This window comes from Peribacillus muralis (genome assembly GCF_001439925.1).
In the GTDB taxonomy this organism is placed as follows: domain Bacteria; phylum Bacillota; class Bacilli; order Bacillales; family DSM-1321; genus Peribacillus; species Peribacillus muralis.
On sequence record NZ_LMBV01000005.1, the window covers coordinates 74086 to 93495 of the forward strand.

A 19410-nucleotide genomic window follows, 5' to 3' on the forward strand; every position below is an offset into this window, starting at 1 on the left:
AAATATAAGTGGTGATGTATGGCATATTTGTAATCATCGAAGTAATGAAAAGGAGAATCTATCATGCATACCCTTGTAACGAACACGATTTCAGCTTGTAGGTAAAGTCTAAGAAATTGATCCTGTCTACAGGCTTTTTTGATTTACCTTTTTTATAGTCAACAAAACAGGTGAAGAAGATGGACCACCTTTCATATAATTAGTGGTCATATAAAATTGACAATGAGAATCATTTTCATTTATAGTTGAGGTATAGTGAAATTGATTCTCAATTAGGGGGTTGGTATAGATGAAGGTATTCATTGGTTACGTCAGTTTATCCGGTAATACCGAGAAAATGGCTATAAACATAAAAAATCGAATGATGGCTGTCGGCTGTGAAGTATATATGGAAAGATTGGATACGGTAGAAGTGGATACCTTGAAGGATTTTGATTTGGCTTTTATCGGTTTATATACATGGAATCAAGATGATTTGCCATATGAGGCACACGAATTTTATGAAGAACTTGATCAAGCTGATTTTCCAGGAGGGAAAGTCGCGTTTTTTGGGGCAGGCGATGCAATCCATATCCTCTCCGCTAAAATGAAGATATGTGGGTTTACTGTATATGATCGAGTATTGAAAATGGAACAGGAGACCACAGCACATGACCAATGTGAACACTTTGCAGATCAGGCTCTAAGTTGGGGAAGTAAAAGGATGAAATGGCGGTTTATCCTAACAGATTTGATGCAAAATAATCCTAAGTACCAAAGACCGCCTATTTGTTAAGGAGGCTCATGGTGATTACCCAATTAAATAAAAAGGGAGAAGCGAAGAAGGTATCCAGGAACTTCTGAAATTCGGCATATTCAAAAAATATAATAAACAGCTTTACGAACTCCCGATCGTAGTCCTACAGAAAGAATTCAATCACTTGCGAGGTGAATTAAAGAATGTCTAGGAGAAGGAAATCTTATAAAGAACTGCTAAATGAAAACCGCGAACATCTGTTGCATGACAAAACGGAGGTCGAGCGCATTTATACAAAAATCGATCAAAAGGCCGTCGTTGAAAACAAGAAACCGAAGCAAGTGAATCCATAAGTGTATGTAAAAGCCGAATCGAGCGTTGATTTCGGCTTTTTTCTATGAAGTGAAATATTATGGATAAGATGATGTCGAAGAAAGAAAAGAGGATTTACTTTTGAGCAGAAAAAAAAGGCTGGTGTATTTTTGTTACGTTTATTGTGTCTAAGTGGCTGTTCTCAAACCAAGGTTCAACAACCTCCAAACAATGCTACTCCCGGTTTTGTAACCGAAAAGGATGTAGAAGAGGTAGATTGGATAAAGAACGCTGCTGAGTTTAACACCGATGCAGGCAGCGATATGGTAGGCAATGAGCACAAAGTCGGCATAATTGGACCTGAATTGAAGCCAAACAAAATCGAAAAATGGCTGTGGCACTTTTGGGGGATCGATAAGGGGAAGCTGACACTTGTTGGATACCATAAAGAATCGAAAGGCATCAGTCCTGTTTTCAGTGAAGCAGTTTGGTCAAGGAAGGGGATCGGCGGTGGTCAGCTGAATGGAGCGGATGCAAGCCTGCCCACTAATGTTGTACTGACGAAAGCAGGTAAATGGGCGATATTGATTTATATCGATGGGCAATTATTCGATATCTTGGTAATCGAGGTCAACGCTTAAGTCAGAAGACCTTCAGCATCTCATGAACATTTTTTACCATTTTATTTAAAAAAAGTGATTAAAACGCAATTGGTGATTTCCATACGTTATAATGAATGAGCTCCATAGAAAGTTAATCAGACATGAGCAGAATGATTATATGAATGGAGGTTATATAACAGTGAAGAAAACATTATTGGTCATGATCCCAGCCGTTGCCCTGATGGTGGCGCCAGTTGGTACGGGAGCAAATTCGATTACCCACGCAGCTTCAAAGGATAGTCAAGTACAGAAAGTCGAAACGAAAGCGGAAACGCGTCCGACCCTCCGCAAAGGCTCGCGCTCAAGCTATGTAAGAGACCTGCAGCAAAGCCTAAAAGATGTTAAATATACGGTGGGCGTTGATGGCATTTTTGGCACCCAAACGCAAAATATCGTCAGGGAATTTCAAGTGGATCACAACCTGAGCTCGGATGGTATTGTCGGTCCGATGACATGGTATGCTTTAGATGAAAATAAAGTGGAAAGAAAACAGTTCACGGAGAAAGCCGCGATTGCCCTAGGCACAAAGAAGCTAGGAAGCAAGATCGTATTCAGCGGTGACGGCAGGCTGCTGAAAGACGGCAAAGGAAAAGCCTATTACATCTATAAAGCAGCCAACAAGGATTGGATCGATCAAGGCGGTACAGGTACGATCGGCTGGTTTCATATATATAAAGACGGACGTGTAGTGGAGCAATAAGAAGCGACAGCAAATTGGTATAACACGAAGCGGTCACTCCTTTAATGAAAGGGGTGACCGCTTCGCCTCTTAAAAAAAGTAACCCTTTTCCTCCATACCATCCGGCCAGATGTATGTAGGAAAAAGGTTACTATCTCAATCGAGTAGCTACTGACTTGCCACAGAAAGCCGCTGGTTTATCCAGTGTCTTTTTTTGATGTTCGTTAATTTGATTGTATCCTCATTTTACCCAAAAACATAGAGTGGATCGAAACAACGAACATAGTCTGAATGCAGGAAATTAGATATTCGTTACATTTTTTTCAGCTTCCAGTTTAGCTGATTTCATCCCTTTATAGGATGCAACCGCAGGAATCAAGCAGCACACTGCCATCGGTAAACAATAAAGCAGGTAGAAGTGGCCTCCGCTTTCCATTAGAGGAATATAAGCTAATGCGGCGAAAAGTAACGCGGAAAAAATGATCGCAAAAATCCCGAAGGACTGATGGTAAAAGGCATATACTTCGCTATTTCGTTCGTCATGATTAAGTATTGCCTTTGCTGCAGTATTCGTTCGAAGGAATAGGTACACGGAAATCAATAGAAACAAAGCGGAAAATGGTAAAGCGAAGGCAAATAAAGACACGTCTAGAATGGAAAGATAAAAGCTGGATAGAAAGAATACCTCTGACACACCTAATGGGAAGCAATAATTGAGGATGCTTATTTTGTTATTCATAAAATCCCTCCTTCAATATAATAGTATGCAACTGCTTACATGTTCACTACTTTGTCACAATTTAAAAGGAAAATAATTGTCCAAGTTCCTTCAACATTCCATGCAACCGTCAATGAGGGTTAAACATATAAGCTGAATAGCCGCCTTGCTTATTACGAATAGTAGTAACATATCGACATAGGGGGAATGGTCAGTGGCTGCCAAAACGGCATGGAAGGGATTATTATTCGTTACTTTCGTATATATTCTTTATGTAGTGGTGACGGCAGTGGTCATTTTCTGCTTGCCAAAGGAAAAGGAAGCGGGGAGGATGACGAATCACATAAGTGCCTATATGGGAGAAAAAGAAGCCACGGTGGATCGTGTACTGCTGCTTGAAGATGGGTATCAATCAGGATTGGCTCGTATGCAAATGATTCAGGAAGCGAACCAATCAATCGATATTGCCTACTACTCCATTGCAAAAGGTGAAACAAGCGAACTCCTTTTAGGAGCACTGATACAAGCAGCGGATCGCGGCGTAAAGGTCCGGATCCTTCTCGACGGAATCTGCCATGGCCTTAGGGGGGAACTGAGAAATGCCCGCTATGCACTGGCAGCACATGACAATATTGAATTAAGGTACTACGAAACCTTCAAGCCATTCAAGCCATGGACATGGCACAATCGGCTTCATGACAAAATCATGACCGTGGATGGCAAGCTAGCGATCATCGGGGGCAGGAATATTGCCGATAAGTATTTAGCAAGCAAGCCGCCTAAGAATTTTGTCTACGACCGCGATGTCCTGATTTTTAATGCAAAACAAGAAAAAGTTAGCGTCATCGTTGATATGAAGGGGTATTTGGATGCATTATGGAATCATCCGTATACGAGTGAGGTTTTTGCGGATCTTTCAAAGAAACAAAAGGAAAAAGGAAAAAGAATGAGGGCCACATTATCCAGTACATATCGTGATGCAAAGCATGAGAAAGCCGAATTTGTCGAGCCATCCATCGATTGGAGTACCTCAACAGCCACGACGAAAAAAGTTTCTTTTCTTCATAATCCAATCGAGCGCTTCTATAAATACCCGTTTGTGTGGAAATCACTGGTCGATATTGCAGCAGAAACCAAGCGATCGGTATTCATCCAGAGCCCTTATATCGTTCCGGCCAATATGTTGGAGGAGTATGTGCCAAATCGGCTGGATGCTAAAGCGGAGTGGACGATATTGACCAATTCGGTAACATCGACCCCGAATGTTATCGCATTTTCCAGTTATTTAGCACTAAGAGATCGAATCGTTGAAACAGGTGCAAGACTTTATGAATATTCGAAGCTGTATTCCTTGCATGGCAAGTCCGTTGTATATGATGAACGGTTAAGTGCAGTCGGTTCCTTCAATTTGGATTCACGATCTGCCTTTTTAAATACGGAATCCATGGTGATCATTGATAGTGAAGTATTCGCCTCACAGCTTATGGGGGCAATTGATTCGAAAATTGCGGATAGTACACTCGTTGCAGACGATAAAAAGTATATCGAACCGCCTGAAGACAAAAAAAAGGAAGAATCCTTTTTTAAAGCCACCTTTTTAAATGCCCTCTCGAAAATAACGGTATATTGTAACCGGTTCATATAAAGATAAACCGCGAAGCTAATTCGATTTGGTATACTTAAGCAACAATATCAATCCGAAGGAGAAAGAATCATGCAAACTTTACAGCACCTTTCGAAACATATCGTCTACCTGACACCAGTCCAAGAAACGGATCGGCCGATTCTTGCCGCTGTTAAAGGTAACAAAAAAACGCTCATCATCGATGCCGGTAACTCCGTCCAGCATGCACAGCTCTTTCAGGAGGAATTACTTAAACATGATATAAGCGGGGACTTCCTCGTTTTGACGCATTCCCACTGGGATCACGTATTCGGACTGGAGCATATCGAAATTCCAGTCATTTGCCACGAAAAAACCTATCAGCATATTAAGGAAATGCAGCCGCTTTCATGGGAAGACCAAGCTCTTGACCAGCGGGTTGAAGAAGGCACGGAGATCTTATTTTGTGCCGATGCAATCAAACTAGAACTTGGAAGAAATCGAGAGATCGCCCTGCCGCTGCCCGATATCACGTTTGAAAAAAAGCTGACAATCGATCTCGGCGATGTAACCTGCGTCATTGAACACATCGGCGGTGATCATGCAAAGGATTCCTGCATCGTTTATGTTCCAGAGGAAAAAACCTTATTTCTCGGAGACTGCTTTTACGCCAATCTTTATGCGGAAAAATGGAATTATACCGCTGAACAGGCCGCGCTGCTCGTCAAGAAAATTGAAGCCTATGAAGCCGATACATATATACTTTCCCATCATCATCAGCCTTGCACGAAGCAGGAAATGAAAGCTGAATTGGAATTAATGAAACAATGTGCCAGAGCTGTCGTCGAGCACCGTGGCAATCGAGCCCTAATTCAGCAGGACTTGGCCAAGAAAGCAAAAGGTGAATTAACGGAAGATGAACTCGAAACGATCGGCTTTTTTGTGAATGGGTATGAACTGGGGCAGTGAAGAATGGGAGTAATTAGTAAAGGCACCCCAACTCGAATGGGGTGCCGTGCAAATTAATTATGTGCTTTTTCCAGTGCGAGCTTGATTCCAAATCCAATCAGCACCATTCCAGTTACACCCTCGAAAATCGCCTGCGTTCTCGGCCTTTTCATAAAGGCGCTGATCTGGTTCAACAAATAAATATAAAAAATGAACCACAACGCCGTTAACACGGTATACGTGATCCCCATAATCAGAAACGGCAAAAACGTCGTATTGCCTGGATCCACGAACTGAGGCAGAAACGTCAAGAAGAAGACGGCCACTTTAGGGTTGAGTAAATTGGTAAGAAACCCCTGCTTGAAGCAAGACTGATTTTCATACTTGCTTTTGATTGGTGCCCCTTCGGCACTAGCAGCTTGATTATTCTTTAATCCCCATAACGTTTTGATACCTAGGTATACAAGATAAATGGCACCAACGTATTTGAAGACGGAAAATAACAAAGCTGACTTCACGATGATTGCTGAAAGCCCAAACACGGCTGCTGATGTATGGATAAGCAAGGCGCAGCAAGTCCCTAGCATCGTCTTAAATCCACCCTTCGTCCCATCGGTAACCGTATTCCTAGTGGCGATAGCCGTATCCGGACCAGGCAAAAGGATGAGAAGAATGCACATAAGCACGAAAAAATAAAAATTTTCCATATACGGACCTCCATTCTCGTTGTTGAATTCAGAAGATTATAACATAAACAAACGCAGTTGCGGGAGCTATGAAAGAAGATATTCATGATTTTGGGCGTTTACTCTCGAATGAGAGCTGTTTACTCGCGAGTTTGAGCCGTTTATTCGTGAGTTTGAGCCGTTTACACGCGAGTTTGAGCTGTTTATTCGTGAGTTTGAGCTGTTTATTCGCGAGTTTGAGCGGTTTATTCGCGAGTTTGAGCTGTTTATTCGTAAGTTTGAGCTGATTATTCGCAAGTTTGAGCGGTTTATTCGTGAGTTTGAGCTATTTATTCGCAAGTTTGAGCTGTTTATTCGTGAGTTTCGATCGGTCAATGCTTGTAAAATTGCTTATCTGTTAATCGGGCGTTCGAGCGTTAATATTTCATCTTCAAGGGAAGCGTATTGCTGTTCGACGACATGCTTGACATCATGTACGGCGGCGTTATAGAAATGGGGGGCGAGCGATTCCTTAACGAAGTCCAATACTCGTTCTGCGGCGAATTCCGTTATTTCCTCATCTCTTTCTTGTGAAAAAAAATATTGGATATCGGATATCATTAATTGTTGTTGCTCTTTAGTTAGCTTGATGAACATGCGGAACACTCCTCAAAATATGTTAGTAGTTTTAACTATACATGTGGAATCGAGATAATTACAGGCTGGATTTTCAAAAAAGTTTATGTACATACACAGTGTAAAACGAGAATGGCTCCCGTATAATTCGGGAGCCATTCTCACATTTTTAGGCTGACCCCATTCAGGGGATTTTTTTCAATACAGCTCTTACCGGACTTCCATCTGCTTCAACTATAGGAAGGGGAAGGGCAGCCAATTCATAATTCCCGGGATCTATATCGTCCAATACAAGACCCTCGAGAATATGAATTCCATGATCGGCAAGCTGATGATGGGCAGACAGTTCCTTACTATCCAATGGATCCACCGAAGGTAAATCAAGTCCTAGAAGCCGAATGCCAAGACCTGAAAGGTAAGCGGCTAATTCTGGTTGGATATGGGGGATGGTTTGCGGAAATACGTTCCTATCCTTCCAAGCATCTGTCCGAATTAACAACCGCGTCACGCCTTGTAGATCATGATTGGCCAATTCCTTGACGCCAATGCTCGTCTTGTTTGGCAAGTGGACGACGCGTGAACTGCCGATATATAAATTCAGATCCAGGTCAATCACTCGTTTTCCCTCATTATCAAAATGAAACGGTGCATCAATATGCGTACCAGTATGTACACTCATGTTGATTTGACCAACATTGACAGATCCACTTTGCTCCTTGCTCCAACTGACTTTGTATGAGAACGGTGCATCTCCTGGCCAAGTTGCGACATGTTCATCCAGTCGCTGTGAAATATCAATCCATGTACTCATGCATTACCTCCAGTACTTTTCTTCTTATAGCTTCGTTCGTAAGCTCCAGAGCTCTGGGAAAAAGTGTTGATCGAGTGCTCTTTTTAAATACGTTACACCTGATGAACCACCAGTTCCGGTTTTGTTGCCAATGATTCGTTCCACCGTACTCATATGGTTGAACCGCCATAACTGCTGCTGGTGGCCGATATCCACTAGCTTCTCTGCGAGCTCATATAAGTCCCAATATTGTTCGACATCACGATAAACGGTCAGCCATGCTTCTTCTACACTATCATTCGGTTCATATTTTTGCGACCAATCGCGACTGATGGCTTCTTGATCAACAGGTAATCCGCGCGCTACAAGAGCATTGATCGCCTCGTCATAGATGCTTGGCTCATGAAGGGCCTGCCGCATTTGCTCATATAGGTCGGCCTCGTGCTGATAGACTGATAGCGTATGGACATTTTTGTTTCCTAATGCAAATTCAATCAGTCGATTTTGATAGGATTGAAATCCTGACGATTGTCCGAGTTTATCCCTGAACTCCATATATTCAGCAGGGGTCAAGGTTGCAAGCACATTCCATGACTGGATGAGCTGCTGTTGGATTCTCGAAACACGCGACAGCATTTTAAACGAGGGCTCCAAATTGTTATCGTGTATGCACTTTGTTGCAGCCTTCAATTCATGTAAAATGAGCTTCATCCACAGCTCGCTCGCTTGATGGATAATGATAAATAGCATTTCGTCATGATGATCGGAACATCTATGTTGACTGGTTAATATTTGATCAAGGTGGAGATAATCTCCGTAGGACATCGATTTTTCGAAATCGGTTTGGATATTTTTTTCTAGTCCAGGCCCGTTTTGTTCCTTGTCATTCATATTCTTCATTCTGATATTCCCCTCACTTTTCATATACAAAGACGTGAAATGTCATTCTAATTTATCTTCTTATTGGGAGATTCCTGCCCTGGATGCTGAATCGGATTTCTTTTTTTCGAAACGAAATAAGCAACAGATAAAAATAACAGCCAAGGAACCCCGAATTGGAGCATGATTTTGAAATCCGTAAACCATGTCGTAATCATCAGGCAAAATAAAAGGCCTGCACCTAAAATGGTTAGATAGGGAAAGCCAATCATTCTTACCGGTAATTTGCGTCCGCCTGATTTCTCCCATTGCACCCTGAAGTACAAATGGGAAATGAAAATCATGAACCAAGTGAAAATGGCACCGAACATGGAAATGCCCATCATAAAGGCATAGGAGGAACCTGGAAGTAAAGCATGAACGCCTGCAGCAATGAAAATTCCCGTTGTCGAGATAGCCATTGCATTTGCCGGAACGTTCCTTTTGTTTAATTTCCCTAAAATGCTAGGTGCATTTTCCCGCCGCGCCAACGAAAACATCATGCGTGTCGAAGCATAGAGCTGAGCATTCATGGCCGATAAAGCGGCTGTTAAAATGATGAAATTCATGATTCCGGATGCACCTGGAATGTTCAAGATCTCCATTACCTTTACGAAGGGGCTTTCCTCGATCCCAGCCGTTTTCCACGGTACGATCATCAACATGATCCCAATTGTCAGAACATAGAAAGTGGATAAACGAAAAACCGTAGCTTTTAATGCTTTCGGAACAGCTACATCGGGATCTTTTGCTTCTCCTGATGTAATCGCTATCATTTCGGTTCCAAGAAAGCTGAATAATGAAATGAATACGGCTACCCACATTCCCCACCAGCCAAATGGGAAAAAACCGCCTTCATTCACGAAGTTCTCCGGTCCTATATTTGGCTGTTCGGATGTACCGAGCAGTACATAGGCTCCAAGAAGGATAAAACCAACGATGGCACTTATTTTAAGAAAGGAGAACCAATACTCAAATGTAGCGAAGGTATTTACGCTAGTGGCATTTACATAAATCAGGACACCTGCAAACAACAAAATCCATACGATTCCCGGTACGGCAGGGAACCAAAATTTCATATACACGCTGACTGCGCTAACTTCCACGCCAACAGCCAATACATTGCTTATCCAGTAAGAATAGCGAACAAGATAACCTGACATGGGATTCATGTACGTTTCAGCAATGGCTCCAAACGATCCGGAAGTGGGATGAGCCACTGTCATTTCTGCCAAACAGCCCATCAACAGCAGGACAATGAACGCCCCCAGTGCATAGCTGAGCAATACACTTGGACCTGCCGCTTGAATGGCAAGGCCGCTGCCAAGGAATAAACCCGTCCCGATGGCACAGCCCATGGCAATCATCGAAAGCTGATTGGTTTCTAATGATCGCTTCAATCCTTTTTCTGGATCATCTGTCCTGTTCAATTGTATATTGTTGTTCTCCATATTTCATCCCCTTTCTTTCTGTAAAGACTTCATTCAATCTAACCTTCGGGGGAGTGTGTCCCCCAGGTTGTATTGTCATGCCACGACTTCACGTTCATTTTTATACTTTTCATATTGTTTTTCTGTCATGATTTTTTTGAGGATTTGGACGACTTCCCAAACTTCAGCGTAGGAGGTATAAAGCGCAACCGGAGCTAGGCGAATGATGTTAGGCGCACGGAAATCCGGTATTACGCCGTTATCCTTCAATGCTTTGCAAATGCGTGCAGCTTCTTTATGTTCTAGGCTGACATGGCCGCCGCGCCGAGCATCTTCTCTAGGGGTCCCGATAAAAAACCCCATGTCCTTCAACTCATATTCGACCAAGTCGATTAAATATTGATTGATTTTAAGAGATTTTCCCCGGATGTTTTCAATTCCTGCCTCCATAAAAATTTCCAAGGACCCCATTAAAGGAGCACAGCTTAACACATTTGGTGTCCCAATTTGGTAGGCACCAGCGGAATCAGCTTGAGTTAACGTATGTTCCATATCGAATTGTTTTTCTTTACTTGACCCGAACCATCCAGCCAATCCAGGCATCGTCCCAAAGTGTTTACGGTTAACATACAAGCCGCCAACGGCGCCAGGACCGCCATTCAAATGTTTATAATTGCACCAATAAGCAAAATCAACATCCCATTCCCTGAACGAATGCGGGATCGCACCAATCGAATGGCATCCATCAAATCCGATCATGATTCCTCTTTCATGGGCTTCCTCGGTCAGACGTTTCATATCCAATATTTGGCCGCTGCGATAGAGGACCGTCGGAAGGATGATGAGAGCGATATCATCGGTCATGGCCTCGATGATATCATCCTCTTCAAGGAATCGGCCGTCCCGGCTCTTCACTCGGATGAGATGGGTTTCCGGATCGAGCCCATGAGTGCGCAGCTGGCTTTGGAGTGCATAAATATCTGTCGGAAAGGTTAGCTCATCCGCCAGGATTTTTGTGCGGAATCCTTCAGGCTTATAAAAGGTGGACACGAGCTGATGCAGATTCACCGTAGTCGAGCCGGTTAGGATGACCTCATCGGAGGAAGCACCGACCAAATGGGCCATTTTTGCCCCCAGTTCCTCAGCCATGAAAAACCATGGATGTTTTCCCTGTGTCCACCCGTCAATCCCATGTTCCTTCCAATCCGATAAAGATTCCAAAAGAGTGCGCTCAGCCCTTTTTGAAAGCAGCCCTAAGGAGTTCCCGTCCATATAGATGGAATCAGGCTTTAAATAAAACTCATTCCTAAATGCATGAAGAGCATCTTGTTCATCCAGCTGTTTCGCGTAATCCAACGTGTATGTTGTAACCATAATGACCTCCTATTTTCTATTTACTTATCGTTCTAGGAAAATCGTAGCAAAGAATATGACATCATGTCAATGAAATAAATCAGAAAATTTAAATAAATAACAGAAGATTGCAGATTCCTGCAAATGTTTTTTATTTTTATAGAAATCCTTTATGCTAGATATAAGGAGGGATGGGCATGATTGATGGCCAAGTAGGGGATAAACGGCATTTACGCTCGATGATGACACGGCAAAAGCTATTGGAAGCTGCAAAAGAAATTTTTCTTGAAGAAGGTTATCAAGCCGCAGTTATTTCCCAAATGATCAAAAGGGCGAATATCGGATATGGAACGGCCTATGTGCACTTTAAAGGAAAAGAGGAACTATTAATAGTATTAATGGAGAATGTGATGGAGCAATTTTATGAAATTGCCGAGACATCTTTCTTTCCGAACTCAAAAGAAGAAGCAAAACAAATTATAAACAACCAAGCCAAGGCTTTTCTGAAAATGGCAGAGGCTGAACGCAATATGATGCAAGTTTTCGAACAGGCTATAGGCATTTCGACCGCCATTTCAGATAAATGGAAAGCGATCCGCAAGCAGTTCATCCAACGAATATCAAAGGACGTCGCTTATGCACAGCAAAATGGACTGGCAAGAGCTGAACTGAACCATGAACTTGTGGCAAAAGGCTGGTTCTTCACAAACGAAATGTATCTGTGGGAAATTGTCCGGAACGAGCATCAAAGCACTGTCGACGAAATTGCTCAGACCATCACCTCAGTTTACGTAGAAGGCCTATATATGTAATTGACATCGCCTAAAACCTTCCAGGTTAATACAATTGGAAGGTTTTTTGGTTTAAACAGAACATAAACAGCTGGTAAAAGGAGAAGAGCACTCAATTCGCGGTAAACTACAAAATTCACAAGTAAACCTCCCAAACTTGATTAAGACTTATCTCGGCTACGCCTTAGGTCTTAGTTGAAAATATAGCTAAGGCTCATTATACGAACTTGTAAAAGTAGATAAGATATAAACAAGGAAAGGAGGACGAAAACAATGAAGAAATTTGGTTTATTGCTTGTAGGTCTGATTGCATTGTTCGTGCTGCTGGCGAATGTTGGTCCATTGATCAGTTTGGCAATTTGCTTGGCGATCCTGTACTTTGGGTTCAAGCAGTTCATGAAGTCCAATTCGACAGGAGCGAAGGTTGCTTGGGGAGCATTATGCGTTATTGTGCTGATCGTTGCTGTTTCCCATATCCCGGCGATATTAGGATTGGTGGCAGCTTATGTACTTTACCTTGTCTATAAAAAATGGAATGACAGTGCATCGACTGAAAATGATCCATTCTCCAATTTTGAGAGAGAGTGGAAAGATTTGAATAAAAACGAATAGAAGGGATGGAAACATTATGGGAAATTTATTTACTAGAATGAAACAAACGATTTCAGCTGATTTTCATGATTTGCTTGATAAAAAGGAGCAAAAGAATCCGATTGGCATGTTGAATCAATATTTGCGTCAGTGTGAGCAGGAGACAGAGAAGGTCGGTAAGCTGCTTGAACGTCAATATCTTTTGAAAGAAGAGTTTACGCGTGAATATAATCAAGCGCAAAATTTAGCTGAAAAACGCAAAAATCAAGCTGACGTTGCGAAGCAGTCCGGTGAAACGGATTTAATGGAGTTCGCCCTTAAGGAAAGTCTGCACTATGAAGAACGTGCGCAAAGCTTGAAGGAGGCGCACAAAAGTGCAGAGGTTCAGTTGGCTGAGCTGGAGCGTAAATATGAAGAAATGAAACATAAGCTTAAGGATATGCACCTAAAGCGGATGGAATTGATGGGCAGGGAGAATATTGCCCGGGCAAACCACCGGATCAATCGTGTGTTGGATGCCGGCCGCTCTGAGGCGAAACCGGTAGCGATGTTTGAAGAAATGGAGCATTATATCGATCGCATCGAGCATAAGGTCGATTCCGATTATAACCGACATACCATCGATGCGAGAATCGCCCAGCTTGAAAAGGAATTGGAACAGAAAGAATCGTAAACATTATTCATGCATGGCTGTGATCCCTTATCCTCCAAATGCGCGGATGAGGGAAAACGCTCTGTTAGAACCTAATCAATTCGTGGTATTCTTAAAAGGCGCTGGTGACTGCGCCTTTTAAGAATATCATGATCATATACAAAGGAGGCGGGCCGATGTTGAACAAAATGAAAACGGATTATATGGGTTGGATCTTCCTCATCGGAATCGTCCTGCTTTTTTTAGAGATTTCATTCAAGGGTGGAGGCTTGCTATTCGCCCTTGCTTTTTCGGTTGTATTAATCTATTTGGGCAGGAAATACACGAAACGGACAATCGGCAAGATTCTATTTTTTGTAGGACTAATCTCTCTTATCATAACTGTTTTGAATATGTTCGTGTTTAAGTTTTTTCTGATGGCGATTCTCATCTGTTTATTACTTTTATATTATCAGTCGAAAAAGAATCCTGATTGGATCAACCCGATTATAACCAATGAAGGGTTTGAAGAAGAACAGATCCATAAAGAGCCGTTATTGAATGCTGGGTATCTTTTTCAAAATAAGCTGTTCGGGCACCAACAAACGGGTGAGCATGTATACGAATGGAATTCCGTGAATGTTCAAATCGGTGTCGGGGATACGGTCATTGATTTGAGCCGGACGATACTGCCGAAGGGGGATGCCGTCATTTCTCTTAGGAATATCGTTGGAAATATTACGGTCCTCATCCCATACGGCATTGAAATAAGGGTCCATCATTCTGTCATGGCAGGAAGAACGCGGATTTTTGAAAATAAGCCTGAATCCAGGGTCTTTAATCAAATCCATTCTTTTCAAACAGAAGGCTTCGATGAAGCGGACCATAAAGTTCATATCATCACGTCCATCCTGGTCGGGGATTTAGAGGTGAAGCGGGTATGAGCATCGTGACACGGCAGATCTTGACTGCCCTAGGTGTTTCCTTCGTTCTTTCGCTTCTTTTGCCGGCGGTGGTTTTCTTTATCTTTCCACTATCCGACTGGAGCTTGTTATGGGAGAAAGTGGTCATGGGCCTGCCCTTCGTCATTTTTCTGCCAAGCCTGGTCATAACCGCAGGGCTGATATATGGAGCCGTTTCGGGGATGTTTTTCAAAAGACAGCTGCAAAGAGTGGATGAAGGTCTTTACCTACTGGAACAAGGCCGCTTACCTTCACGACCGGAAACCTATCAGATTTCGGAGCTGGCTACCATGGTTGAACGGATGAATCAAATTCATAAGCAAATCAATGAACAGACTAAATTATCGCAAAAAATGGCCAATGAAAAGGCCGTCGATCAGGAGAAACAGATTCAGGAAATCGTTTCCCAAGAGCGAAACCGCCTGGCGCGGGAACTGCATGATTCAGTGAGCCAGCAATTGTTTGCCGCTTCGATGTTCATGTCGGCAATTACAGAGTCACCCACCGTCGATAAAGCGGTAATGAAACAATTCAAAATCGTGGAAGAGATGATTCATCAATCACAGCTCGAGATGAGGGCGCTATTGCTCCACCTGAGACCCGTTGCATTGAAAGGAAAATCATTACAAGCGGGAATGCAGGAGCTCCTCGAGGAATTGGCCCAAAAAGTGACGATGGATATACATTGGAAGATGGAGCCCGTTACCCTGGATAAGGGGATTGAAGACCATCTGTTCCGGATATTACAAGAATCGATTTCCAATACTTTGAGACATGCGAAAGCGAGCTCGCTTGAAGTGCTAATGATCGTTCGTGATGGGCTGATCATTTTACGGATCACCGATGATGGCGTCGGTTTTAACGCCGAGAATTCAAAAACCGGATCATACGGACTGCAAAACATGCATGAACGGGCTGTTGAATTAGGCGGAACGATGCAGCTTGTAAGCGTCCCGAATAAAGGAACGAAGCTCGAGGTGAAAATCCCATTGATACATACAGGAGGTGATCATGATGATTAAAGTATTATTTGTCGATGACCATGAAATGGTAAGGATCGGGGTATCGGCCTATTTAACGGCACAAGCGGATATCGAAGTGATCGGGGAAGCGGATAATGGTTTGAAAGCAGTCGAACTGGCCTTGGAATTGCGTCCGGATATCATTTTGATGGATTTGGTGATGCCAGAAATGGATGGCATAGAAGCGACGAAGCGAATTATCGAAAAATGGCCTGAAGCCAAGATCATTATCGTGACAAGCTTCCTGGATGATGAAAAAGTGTACCCGGCATTGGAAGCCGGGGCGACGAGCTATATGTTGAAAACATCAAAGGCCAGTGAAATTGCCAGAGCCGTCCGGTCCACCTTCCAGGGACAAAGCATACTGGAGCCTGAGGTGACGGGGAAAATGATGGAAAAGCTGCGTCGTCCAAAGGTAACACAGCTTCACGATCAATTGACAAACCGTGAAATGGAAATTTTGCTTTTGATGACACAAGGGAAAACGAATCAGGAAATAGCCGATGAGCTATACATTGCCCTGAAAACGGCCAAAGTGCATGTAAGCAATATATTAAGTAAGCTTGAAGTGCAGGACCGGACCCAAGCGGTGATTTACGCGTTTAAACATTCACTCGTCCACGATGAACAATGATGCAAAAAGAGCATGTTTTTAAAACATGCTCTTTTTTATATAGTTCAATCAAGCTTCCTCTGCCGTATCAAGCCTTGTGCCGTATATGCGATAAAGCACCAGGGCGAAAATCATGCCGATAAAGGATATCGAGGAGATGAACAAGTATAGCGTCTTGCCCCCAAAGGCCTCATAGATGGATCCGCCTACATAAGAAGCGATGATTCCCGAAACCCCGAAGAATAATAGCGCCAGTACAGTCTGGCCTGTGGCGCGCCACTCCACTGGTACGATGCGGTACAGGTATTGAATTGCCGCAGAATAGAAAATCGGGAAAGTCAATATTTGCAAGACCTGCAAATAAGCCAACAGATGCGGATCGGTAATCCATGCAGAGACGAAATAGCGGATAAAGAAAAACGCCGCTGCAAACGAAATGATGATGATTTCCTTGCCTTTGCGCAGCCACCAAAAGCTTAGGGCGAATACGACGATTTCACTTCCTGCTGCCAGGAACCAGGTCAAGCCGACAAGCTTGGCGCTTCCTCCAAGCTCGCGGATATACACACCAAGGAACGTATCATTCATTCTTGCTGGAACAGCACAGATAAACACCAATAATAGAAAAAGCAGCGTTTCCTTATTGCTGAAAAAGTGCTTAAGGCTCTTCAAGGTGACAGGTTTCCCCGACACCGGTGCATCAGGCATCATCCAGCTAATGATGAAGCTGATCAGCCCGATTCCGGCAAAAAGAAAGGCAAGGCTGTTTGCTCCGAAATAAGACATCACATAGCCAGTGATCAGCGATATGACCGCATAACCCAATGCACCATATGTCCGGATCGAGCCATAACTGATCCCGGATTTTTCCGCTATCGTAAAGTTGAGACTTTCCGTCAGGGGATCGATCGGCATCAAAAAGAAATAAAGCAGCATGGCAAACAGGATCAGTTGAAGATAGCTACTTGAATCATATAGAAAATAACCAATTACACTTGAGCAAAAAATGAGCATTAACAGGACTTTGCGGATCGTCCGCGTTTTGTCGCTGATCATTCCCCATAATGGCTGGGTAATCAGGGTGACAAAACCTCCTGTACCAATGATGAATCCGATTTGGGCTGGCCGCAAACCTTGATCAGCCAGATAAACTGGAAGAAACGGAATGAAAATGGCAAGCAGTCCAAAATATAAAAAGTTAAAACTTTTTAATAATCGTAAAGCTTTCATAAAAAAAATGATACCTCGCCTGTTCTATAGATTGGATGAGTTCAACCCTCGCTATTGTAACATTGATGGCAGATTTTGAAAAAAGTTTTTATGGTCATAAATAGCTGGTATACGATTTGGCTCTGGGAAATCGTTACTTTACCTTTTTATAAATGGTTGAAGATGATAAAATTAACACTAAATGTTAACGGTGAGGTGGAGAGGTGGATCAGGACACAAAAGTGGTTCAAGAGTTGCAGGAGCTGAAGCAAAAAGTCGGCCATCTTGAAGACTTATTGACGGCTCAGTCGAATAAAATGGAAAAGCCAGGAGTCGTAAGAACCTTCTTGGACGCAGTGGTCTCCTTGCTATTTGGTTTATTTATTGTGGGACCGGTTGCTGTAATCGTCATCGGCTTGCTGATGGTTGTGGGATCGTGGTTAGGACTCTTTAAAGGTTGACGAGAGTTTCGGAAAATAGAGAAGTTGAGGGGGAGAATGATAGGTGGATGTAAATATCTTTTTAGCATTTAGTGCAGGAATATTATCCTTTATATCTCCATGTTGTTTACCGTTATATCCTGCTTTTTTATCTTATATTACAGGTTTATCGGTTAGTGAGTTAAAAGAAGGAAGCAATACATTCAATCGAAAGGCGCTGCTTCATACCTTTTTCTTTTTGGTCGGGTTTTCCATCATATTTGTTGCACTTGGGCTTTCGACCACAATTTTTTATGAGCTTTTTTATCAATATATTGATTTGATCAGGCAAACAGGGGCTATATTGATCGTTTTGTTCGGACTGATCCTCGTCGGATTTTTCCAACCGAAATTCTTAATGAAGGACAGGAAAATCACCTTTAAAAACCGGCCATCCGGATATATCGGATCGGTTTTGATCGGCATTGGCTACGCAGCTGGCTGGACTCCATGTGTTGGTCCGATTTTAGGGGCTGTCATGGCTCTCGGATTATATACGGGACAAGGATTACTCTATATGATTGCCTATATTCTTGGATTTTCCATTCCTTTCTTCATCATGTCATTTTTTATCGGCAAATCAGGCTGGATCAGGAAGTATAGTCATAAATTAACTAAAATCGGCGGGTATCTCACGATCGTTATGGGGATTTTCTTGTTTTTTGATTGGATGACGAACATAACGACTTTCCTGACTAACCGTGTATTCGGCGGATTCACGGGTTTTTGAGAACATGGACGCTACATAAACAACGAAAAGAGGATAGCCGCTCACGCTTTGCGGTATATCCTCTTTTTTGATGTATTATTTGATTATGTAATGCAAAAATAGGGCGGTTACTGCAAGGTTGTATCTTTTCTCGATCGAAAGAGATTCATTTTCTGCCATGAATTTCTCGATATCTTCACTTTCAAGGTTAGAGAATAAGGAAATCGTCTCCAAGGGTATACCAAATTCATTGTTCAGTGCCTGAGTTATGGCGAATACCCTCTCATTTGAATCGGTTGAATTCATCCCGATGACTAAAAGGCCGACTAAGTCTATGAGGTCCATCATTTCTGTTTGAGAGATCAAAGATTGAACATTTTCGCCGTTTGCAAAATCTAAAATAATTTGTTCAGATATACCGGTAATTTTACTTAATGATGCTGCAGGCATTTTATAATCATTTAGTAGATTCTTTAATAATTCTTTAGGCTCATGATTAATCATCATTGATAACCCTCTTTCATTTTTAACTATATTATACATTTTTATGTTTTAAATTTGTCCGTTTCGATCCACTGAGCGTGAAAACGACAAATTCGATGGATATGGACTTAGAACGTTCCATTGCACTGCAGGCACTCGCTTTCCGCGGGCGGTCCGTGAGCCTCTTCGGCTTTCAGCCTGCGGGGTCTCACGTAGACGCGCATTTCCTAAGCGGCAGTCTCGCCGCCTTCCGTTTCATTCCACTCTTCGTAAGAAAAAAGATAGAAACTCCATTGCCTATAGTTTTGACGATTTGTACAATGCATGTTGCATTCCACTTAGCGTGAGAACGAAGATAGAATTCCGATTGTCCCCAATTTTTTTTGTAGGATTTGGACAATGAACGTTCCATTGCACTGCAGGCACTCGTTTCCCTCGGCGTTTACGATTGCGGTGTCTTCTGTGCGATT

At 42.7% G+C, this 19410-nt stretch carries 24 protein-coding genes; 15 read left to right on the forward strand and 9 right to left on the reverse strand.

From position 1 onward, the window contains the following. Positions 1-289: 289 nt before the first annotated feature. The 5 genes from ASU00_RS08810 (at position 290) to ASU00_RS08820 (ending at position 2410) form a co-directional block, all read left to right on the forward strand. Complete coding sequence (locus tag ASU00_RS08810; RefSeq protein ID WP_057913090.1) at positions 290-775, forward strand: flavodoxin domain-containing protein; 486 nt, start codon at positions 290-292, stop codon at positions 773-775. A gap of 64 nt (positions 776-839) precedes the next feature. Further along, positions 840-947 (forward strand): Fur-regulated basic protein FbpA, encoded by a 108-nt coding sequence (gene fbpA, locus ASU00_RS24430; protein ID WP_269085315.1) that lies wholly within the window; start codon positions 840-842, stop codon positions 945-947. Continuing rightward, positions 940-1089: an FbpB family small basic protein gene (locus ASU00_RS24995; protein ID WP_152983718.1), complete on the forward strand. Its 150-nt coding sequence runs from the start codon at positions 940-942 to the stop codon at positions 1087-1089. Before fbpA ends, ASU00_RS24995 begins: the two co-directional genes overlap by 8 nt. A 129-nt stretch (positions 1090-1218) precedes the next feature. Further along, positions 1219-1689, forward strand: a complete 471-nt coding sequence (locus ASU00_RS08815) for a hypothetical protein (RefSeq protein ID WP_057913091.1) — start codon at positions 1219-1221, stop codon at positions 1687-1689. 160 nt (positions 1690-1849) lie between these two features. Further along, positions 1850-2410: a peptidoglycan-binding domain-containing protein gene (locus ASU00_RS08820; RefSeq protein WP_236712672.1), complete on the forward strand. Its 561-nt coding sequence runs from the start codon at positions 1850-1852 to the stop codon at positions 2408-2410. Between the two features lie 280 nt (positions 2411-2690). Here ASU00_RS08820 and ASU00_RS08825 read toward each other — a convergent pair whose 3' ends face one another. Continuing rightward, on the reverse strand, positions 2691-3128 hold the full coding sequence (locus ASU00_RS08825; RefSeq protein ID WP_057913092.1) for a hypothetical protein: 438 nt from the start codon (positions 3126-3128) through the stop codon (positions 2691-2693). 193 nt (positions 3129-3321) lie between these two features. On the opposite strand from ASU00_RS08825, the gene ASU00_RS08830 reads away from it, so the two are divergent. Beyond that, entirely contained in the window at positions 3322-4752 is a 1431-nt protein-coding gene (locus tag ASU00_RS08830) for a phospholipase D-like domain-containing protein (protein WP_057913093.1), read from the forward strand. 69 nt (positions 4753-4821) lie between these two features. Further along, positions 4822-5679 carry an MBL fold metallo-hydrolase gene (locus ASU00_RS08835; protein WP_057913094.1) on the forward strand — a complete coding sequence of 286 codons (858 nt, stop codon included), beginning with the start codon at positions 4822-4824 and terminating at the stop codon, positions 5677-5679. 53 nt (positions 5680-5732) lie between these two features. Here ASU00_RS08835 and ASU00_RS08840 read toward each other — a convergent pair whose 3' ends face one another. The 6 genes from ASU00_RS08840 to kynU form a co-directional block, all read right to left on the reverse strand. After that, positions 5733-6365: a LysE family translocator gene (locus ASU00_RS08840; RefSeq protein WP_057913095.1), complete on the reverse strand. Its 633-nt coding sequence runs from the start codon at positions 6363-6365 to the stop codon at positions 5733-5735. A 369-nt stretch (positions 6366-6734) separates the two neighbouring features. Beyond that, complete coding sequence (locus tag ASU00_RS08845) at positions 6735-6980, reverse strand: DUF2164 domain-containing protein (RefSeq protein WP_057913096.1); 246 nt, start codon at positions 6978-6980, stop codon at positions 6735-6737. Positions 6981-7143: 163 nt separating this feature from the next. Continuing rightward, positions 7144-7770, reverse strand: a complete 627-nt coding sequence (kynB, locus tag ASU00_RS08850; protein WP_057913097.1) for an arylformamidase — start codon at positions 7768-7770, stop codon at positions 7144-7146. Positions 7771-7794: 24 nt separating this feature from the next. After that, on the reverse strand, positions 7795-8649 hold the full coding sequence (kynA, locus tag ASU00_RS08855) for a tryptophan 2,3-dioxygenase (RefSeq protein WP_057913098.1): 855 nt from the start codon (positions 8647-8649) through the stop codon (positions 7795-7797). 47 nt (positions 8650-8696) lie between these two features. After that, a complete protein-coding gene (locus ASU00_RS08860) occupies positions 8697-10118 on the reverse strand; it encodes an amino acid permease (RefSeq protein ID WP_057913099.1) in 1422 nt (473 codons plus the stop codon). A 75-nt stretch (positions 10119-10193) separates the two neighbouring features. Next, a complete protein-coding gene (gene kynU / locus ASU00_RS08865; protein ID WP_201786286.1) occupies positions 10194-11471 on the reverse strand; it encodes a kynureninase in 1278 nt (425 codons plus the stop codon). 176 nt (positions 11472-11647) lie between these two features. Here kynU and ASU00_RS08870 point away from each other — a divergent pair, with 176 nt between their 5' ends. The 6 genes from ASU00_RS08870 (at position 11648) to ASU00_RS08895 (ending at position 16081) form a co-directional block, all read left to right on the forward strand. Then, positions 11648-12262, forward strand: coding sequence for a TetR/AcrR family transcriptional regulator (locus ASU00_RS08870; RefSeq protein ID WP_057913101.1), 615 nt, complete (start codon positions 11648-11650; stop codon positions 12260-12262). 252 nt (positions 12263-12514) lie between these two features. Then, positions 12515-12853, forward strand: coding sequence for a lmo0954 family membrane protein (locus ASU00_RS08875; RefSeq protein WP_057913102.1), 339 nt, complete (start codon positions 12515-12517; stop codon positions 12851-12853). Positions 12854-12869: 16 nt separating this feature from the next. Beyond that, complete coding sequence (locus ASU00_RS08880; protein ID WP_057913103.1) at positions 12870-13505, forward strand: PspA/IM30 family protein; 636 nt, start codon at positions 12870-12872, stop codon at positions 13503-13505. A 155-nt stretch (positions 13506-13660) separates the two neighbouring features. Next, the gene (gene liaF, locus ASU00_RS08885; RefSeq protein ID WP_057913104.1) at positions 13661-14407 is read left to right on the forward strand and encodes a cell wall-active antibiotics response protein LiaF; all 747 of its coding nucleotides are present in this window, start codon (positions 13661-13663) and stop codon (positions 14405-14407) included. Beyond that, positions 14404-15447, forward strand: coding sequence for a sensor histidine kinase (locus ASU00_RS08890; protein ID WP_057913105.1), 1044 nt, complete (start codon positions 14404-14406; stop codon positions 15445-15447). The genes liaF and ASU00_RS08890 overlap by 4 nt, the downstream gene beginning before the upstream one ends. Next, positions 15440-16081, forward strand: coding sequence for a response regulator transcription factor (locus tag ASU00_RS08895; protein WP_057913106.1), 642 nt, complete (start codon positions 15440-15442; stop codon positions 16079-16081). The genes ASU00_RS08890 and ASU00_RS08895 overlap by 8 nt, the downstream gene beginning before the upstream one ends. Positions 16082-16129: 48 nt before the next feature. Here the strand turns inward: ASU00_RS08895 and ASU00_RS08900 are convergent, their stop codons facing one another. Then, positions 16130-17290: an MFS transporter gene (locus ASU00_RS08900; RefSeq protein WP_057913107.1), complete on the reverse strand. Its 1161-nt coding sequence runs from the start codon at positions 17288-17290 to the stop codon at positions 16130-16132. A gap of 203 nt (positions 17291-17493) precedes the next feature. Here ASU00_RS08900 and ASU00_RS08905 point away from each other — a divergent pair, with 203 nt between their 5' ends. Both ASU00_RS08905 and ASU00_RS08910 read left to right on the forward strand, forming a co-directional pair. Beyond that, on the forward strand, positions 17494-17730 hold the full coding sequence (locus tag ASU00_RS08905; protein ID WP_057913108.1) for a hypothetical protein: 237 nt from the start codon (positions 17494-17496) through the stop codon (positions 17728-17730). A 43-nt stretch (positions 17731-17773) separates the two neighbouring features. Continuing rightward, positions 17774-18478: a cytochrome c biogenesis CcdA family protein gene (locus tag ASU00_RS08910; protein WP_057913109.1), complete on the forward strand. Its 705-nt coding sequence runs from the start codon at positions 17774-17776 to the stop codon at positions 18476-18478. A 75-nt stretch (positions 18479-18553) separates the two neighbouring features. On the opposite strand, the gene ASU00_RS08915 is transcribed toward ASU00_RS08910, so the two are convergent. Next, the gene (locus ASU00_RS08915) at positions 18554-18964 is read right to left on the reverse strand and encodes an HTH domain-containing protein (RefSeq protein WP_057913110.1); all 411 of its coding nucleotides are present in this window, start codon (positions 18962-18964) and stop codon (positions 18554-18556) included. Positions 18965-19410 lie beyond the last annotated feature (446 nt).

What these genes read in the sequence shown, in the direction of transcription:
- ASU00_RS08870 (WP_057913101.1), top strand. Translation starts at nt 11,648, where the DNA reads ATGATTGATGGCCAAGTAGGGGATAAACGGCATTTACGCTCGATGATG.
- ASU00_RS08880 (WP_057913103.1), top strand. Translation starts at nt 12,870, where the DNA reads ATGGGAAATTTATTTACTAGAATGAAACAAACGATTTCAGCTGATTTT.
- ASU00_RS08860 (WP_057913099.1), bottom strand. Translation starts at nt 10,118, where the DNA reads ATGGAGAACAACAATATACAATTGAACAGGACAGATGATCCAGAAAAA.
- liaF (WP_057913104.1), top strand. Translation starts at nt 13,661, where the DNA reads ATGTTGAACAAAATGAAAACGGATTATATGGGTTGGATCTTCCTCATC.
- ASU00_RS08875 (WP_057913102.1), top strand. Translation starts at nt 12,515, where the DNA reads ATGAAGAAATTTGGTTTATTGCTTGTAGGTCTGATTGCATTGTTCGTG.
- ASU00_RS08915 (WP_057913110.1), bottom strand. Translation starts at nt 18,964, where the DNA reads ATGATGATTAATCATGAGCCTAAAGAATTATTAAAGAATCTACTAAAT.
- ASU00_RS08840 (WP_057913095.1), bottom strand. Translation starts at nt 6,365, where the DNA reads ATGGAAAATTTTTATTTTTTCGTGCTTATGTGCATTCTTCTCATCCTT.
- ASU00_RS08895 (WP_057913106.1), top strand. Translation starts at nt 15,440, where the DNA reads ATGATTAAAGTATTATTTGTCGATGACCATGAAATGGTAAGGATCGGG.
- kynA (WP_057913098.1), bottom strand. Translation starts at nt 8,649, where the DNA reads ATGAAGAATATGAATGACAAGGAACAAAACGGGCCTGGACTAGAAAAA.
- kynB (WP_057913097.1), bottom strand. Translation starts at nt 7,770, where the DNA reads ATGAGTACATGGATTGATATTTCACAGCGACTGGATGAACATGTCGCA.
- ASU00_RS08890 (WP_057913105.1), top strand. Translation starts at nt 14,404, where the DNA reads ATGAGCATCGTGACACGGCAGATCTTGACTGCCCTAGGTGTTTCCTTC.
- ASU00_RS08835 (WP_057913094.1), top strand. Translation starts at nt 4,822, where the DNA reads ATGCAAACTTTACAGCACCTTTCGAAACATATCGTCTACCTGACACCA.
- kynU (WP_201786286.1), bottom strand. Translation starts at nt 11,471, where the DNA reads ATGGTTACAACATACACGTTGGATTACGCGAAACAGCTGGATGAACAA.
- ASU00_RS08825 (WP_057913092.1), bottom strand. Translation starts at nt 3,128, where the DNA reads ATGAATAACAAAATAAGCATCCTCAATTATTGCTTCCCATTAGGTGTG.
- ASU00_RS08845 (WP_057913096.1), bottom strand. Translation starts at nt 6,980, where the DNA reads ATGTTCATCAAGCTAACTAAAGAGCAACAACAATTAATGATATCCGAT.
- ASU00_RS24995 (WP_152983718.1), top strand. Translation starts at nt 940, where the DNA reads ATGTCTAGGAGAAGGAAATCTTATAAAGAACTGCTAAATGAAAACCGC.
- ASU00_RS08900 (WP_057913107.1), bottom strand. Translation starts at nt 17,290, where the DNA reads ATGAAAGCTTTACGATTATTAAAAAGTTTTAACTTTTTATATTTTGGA.
- ASU00_RS08810 (WP_057913090.1), top strand. Translation starts at nt 290, where the DNA reads ATGAAGGTATTCATTGGTTACGTCAGTTTATCCGGTAATACCGAGAAA.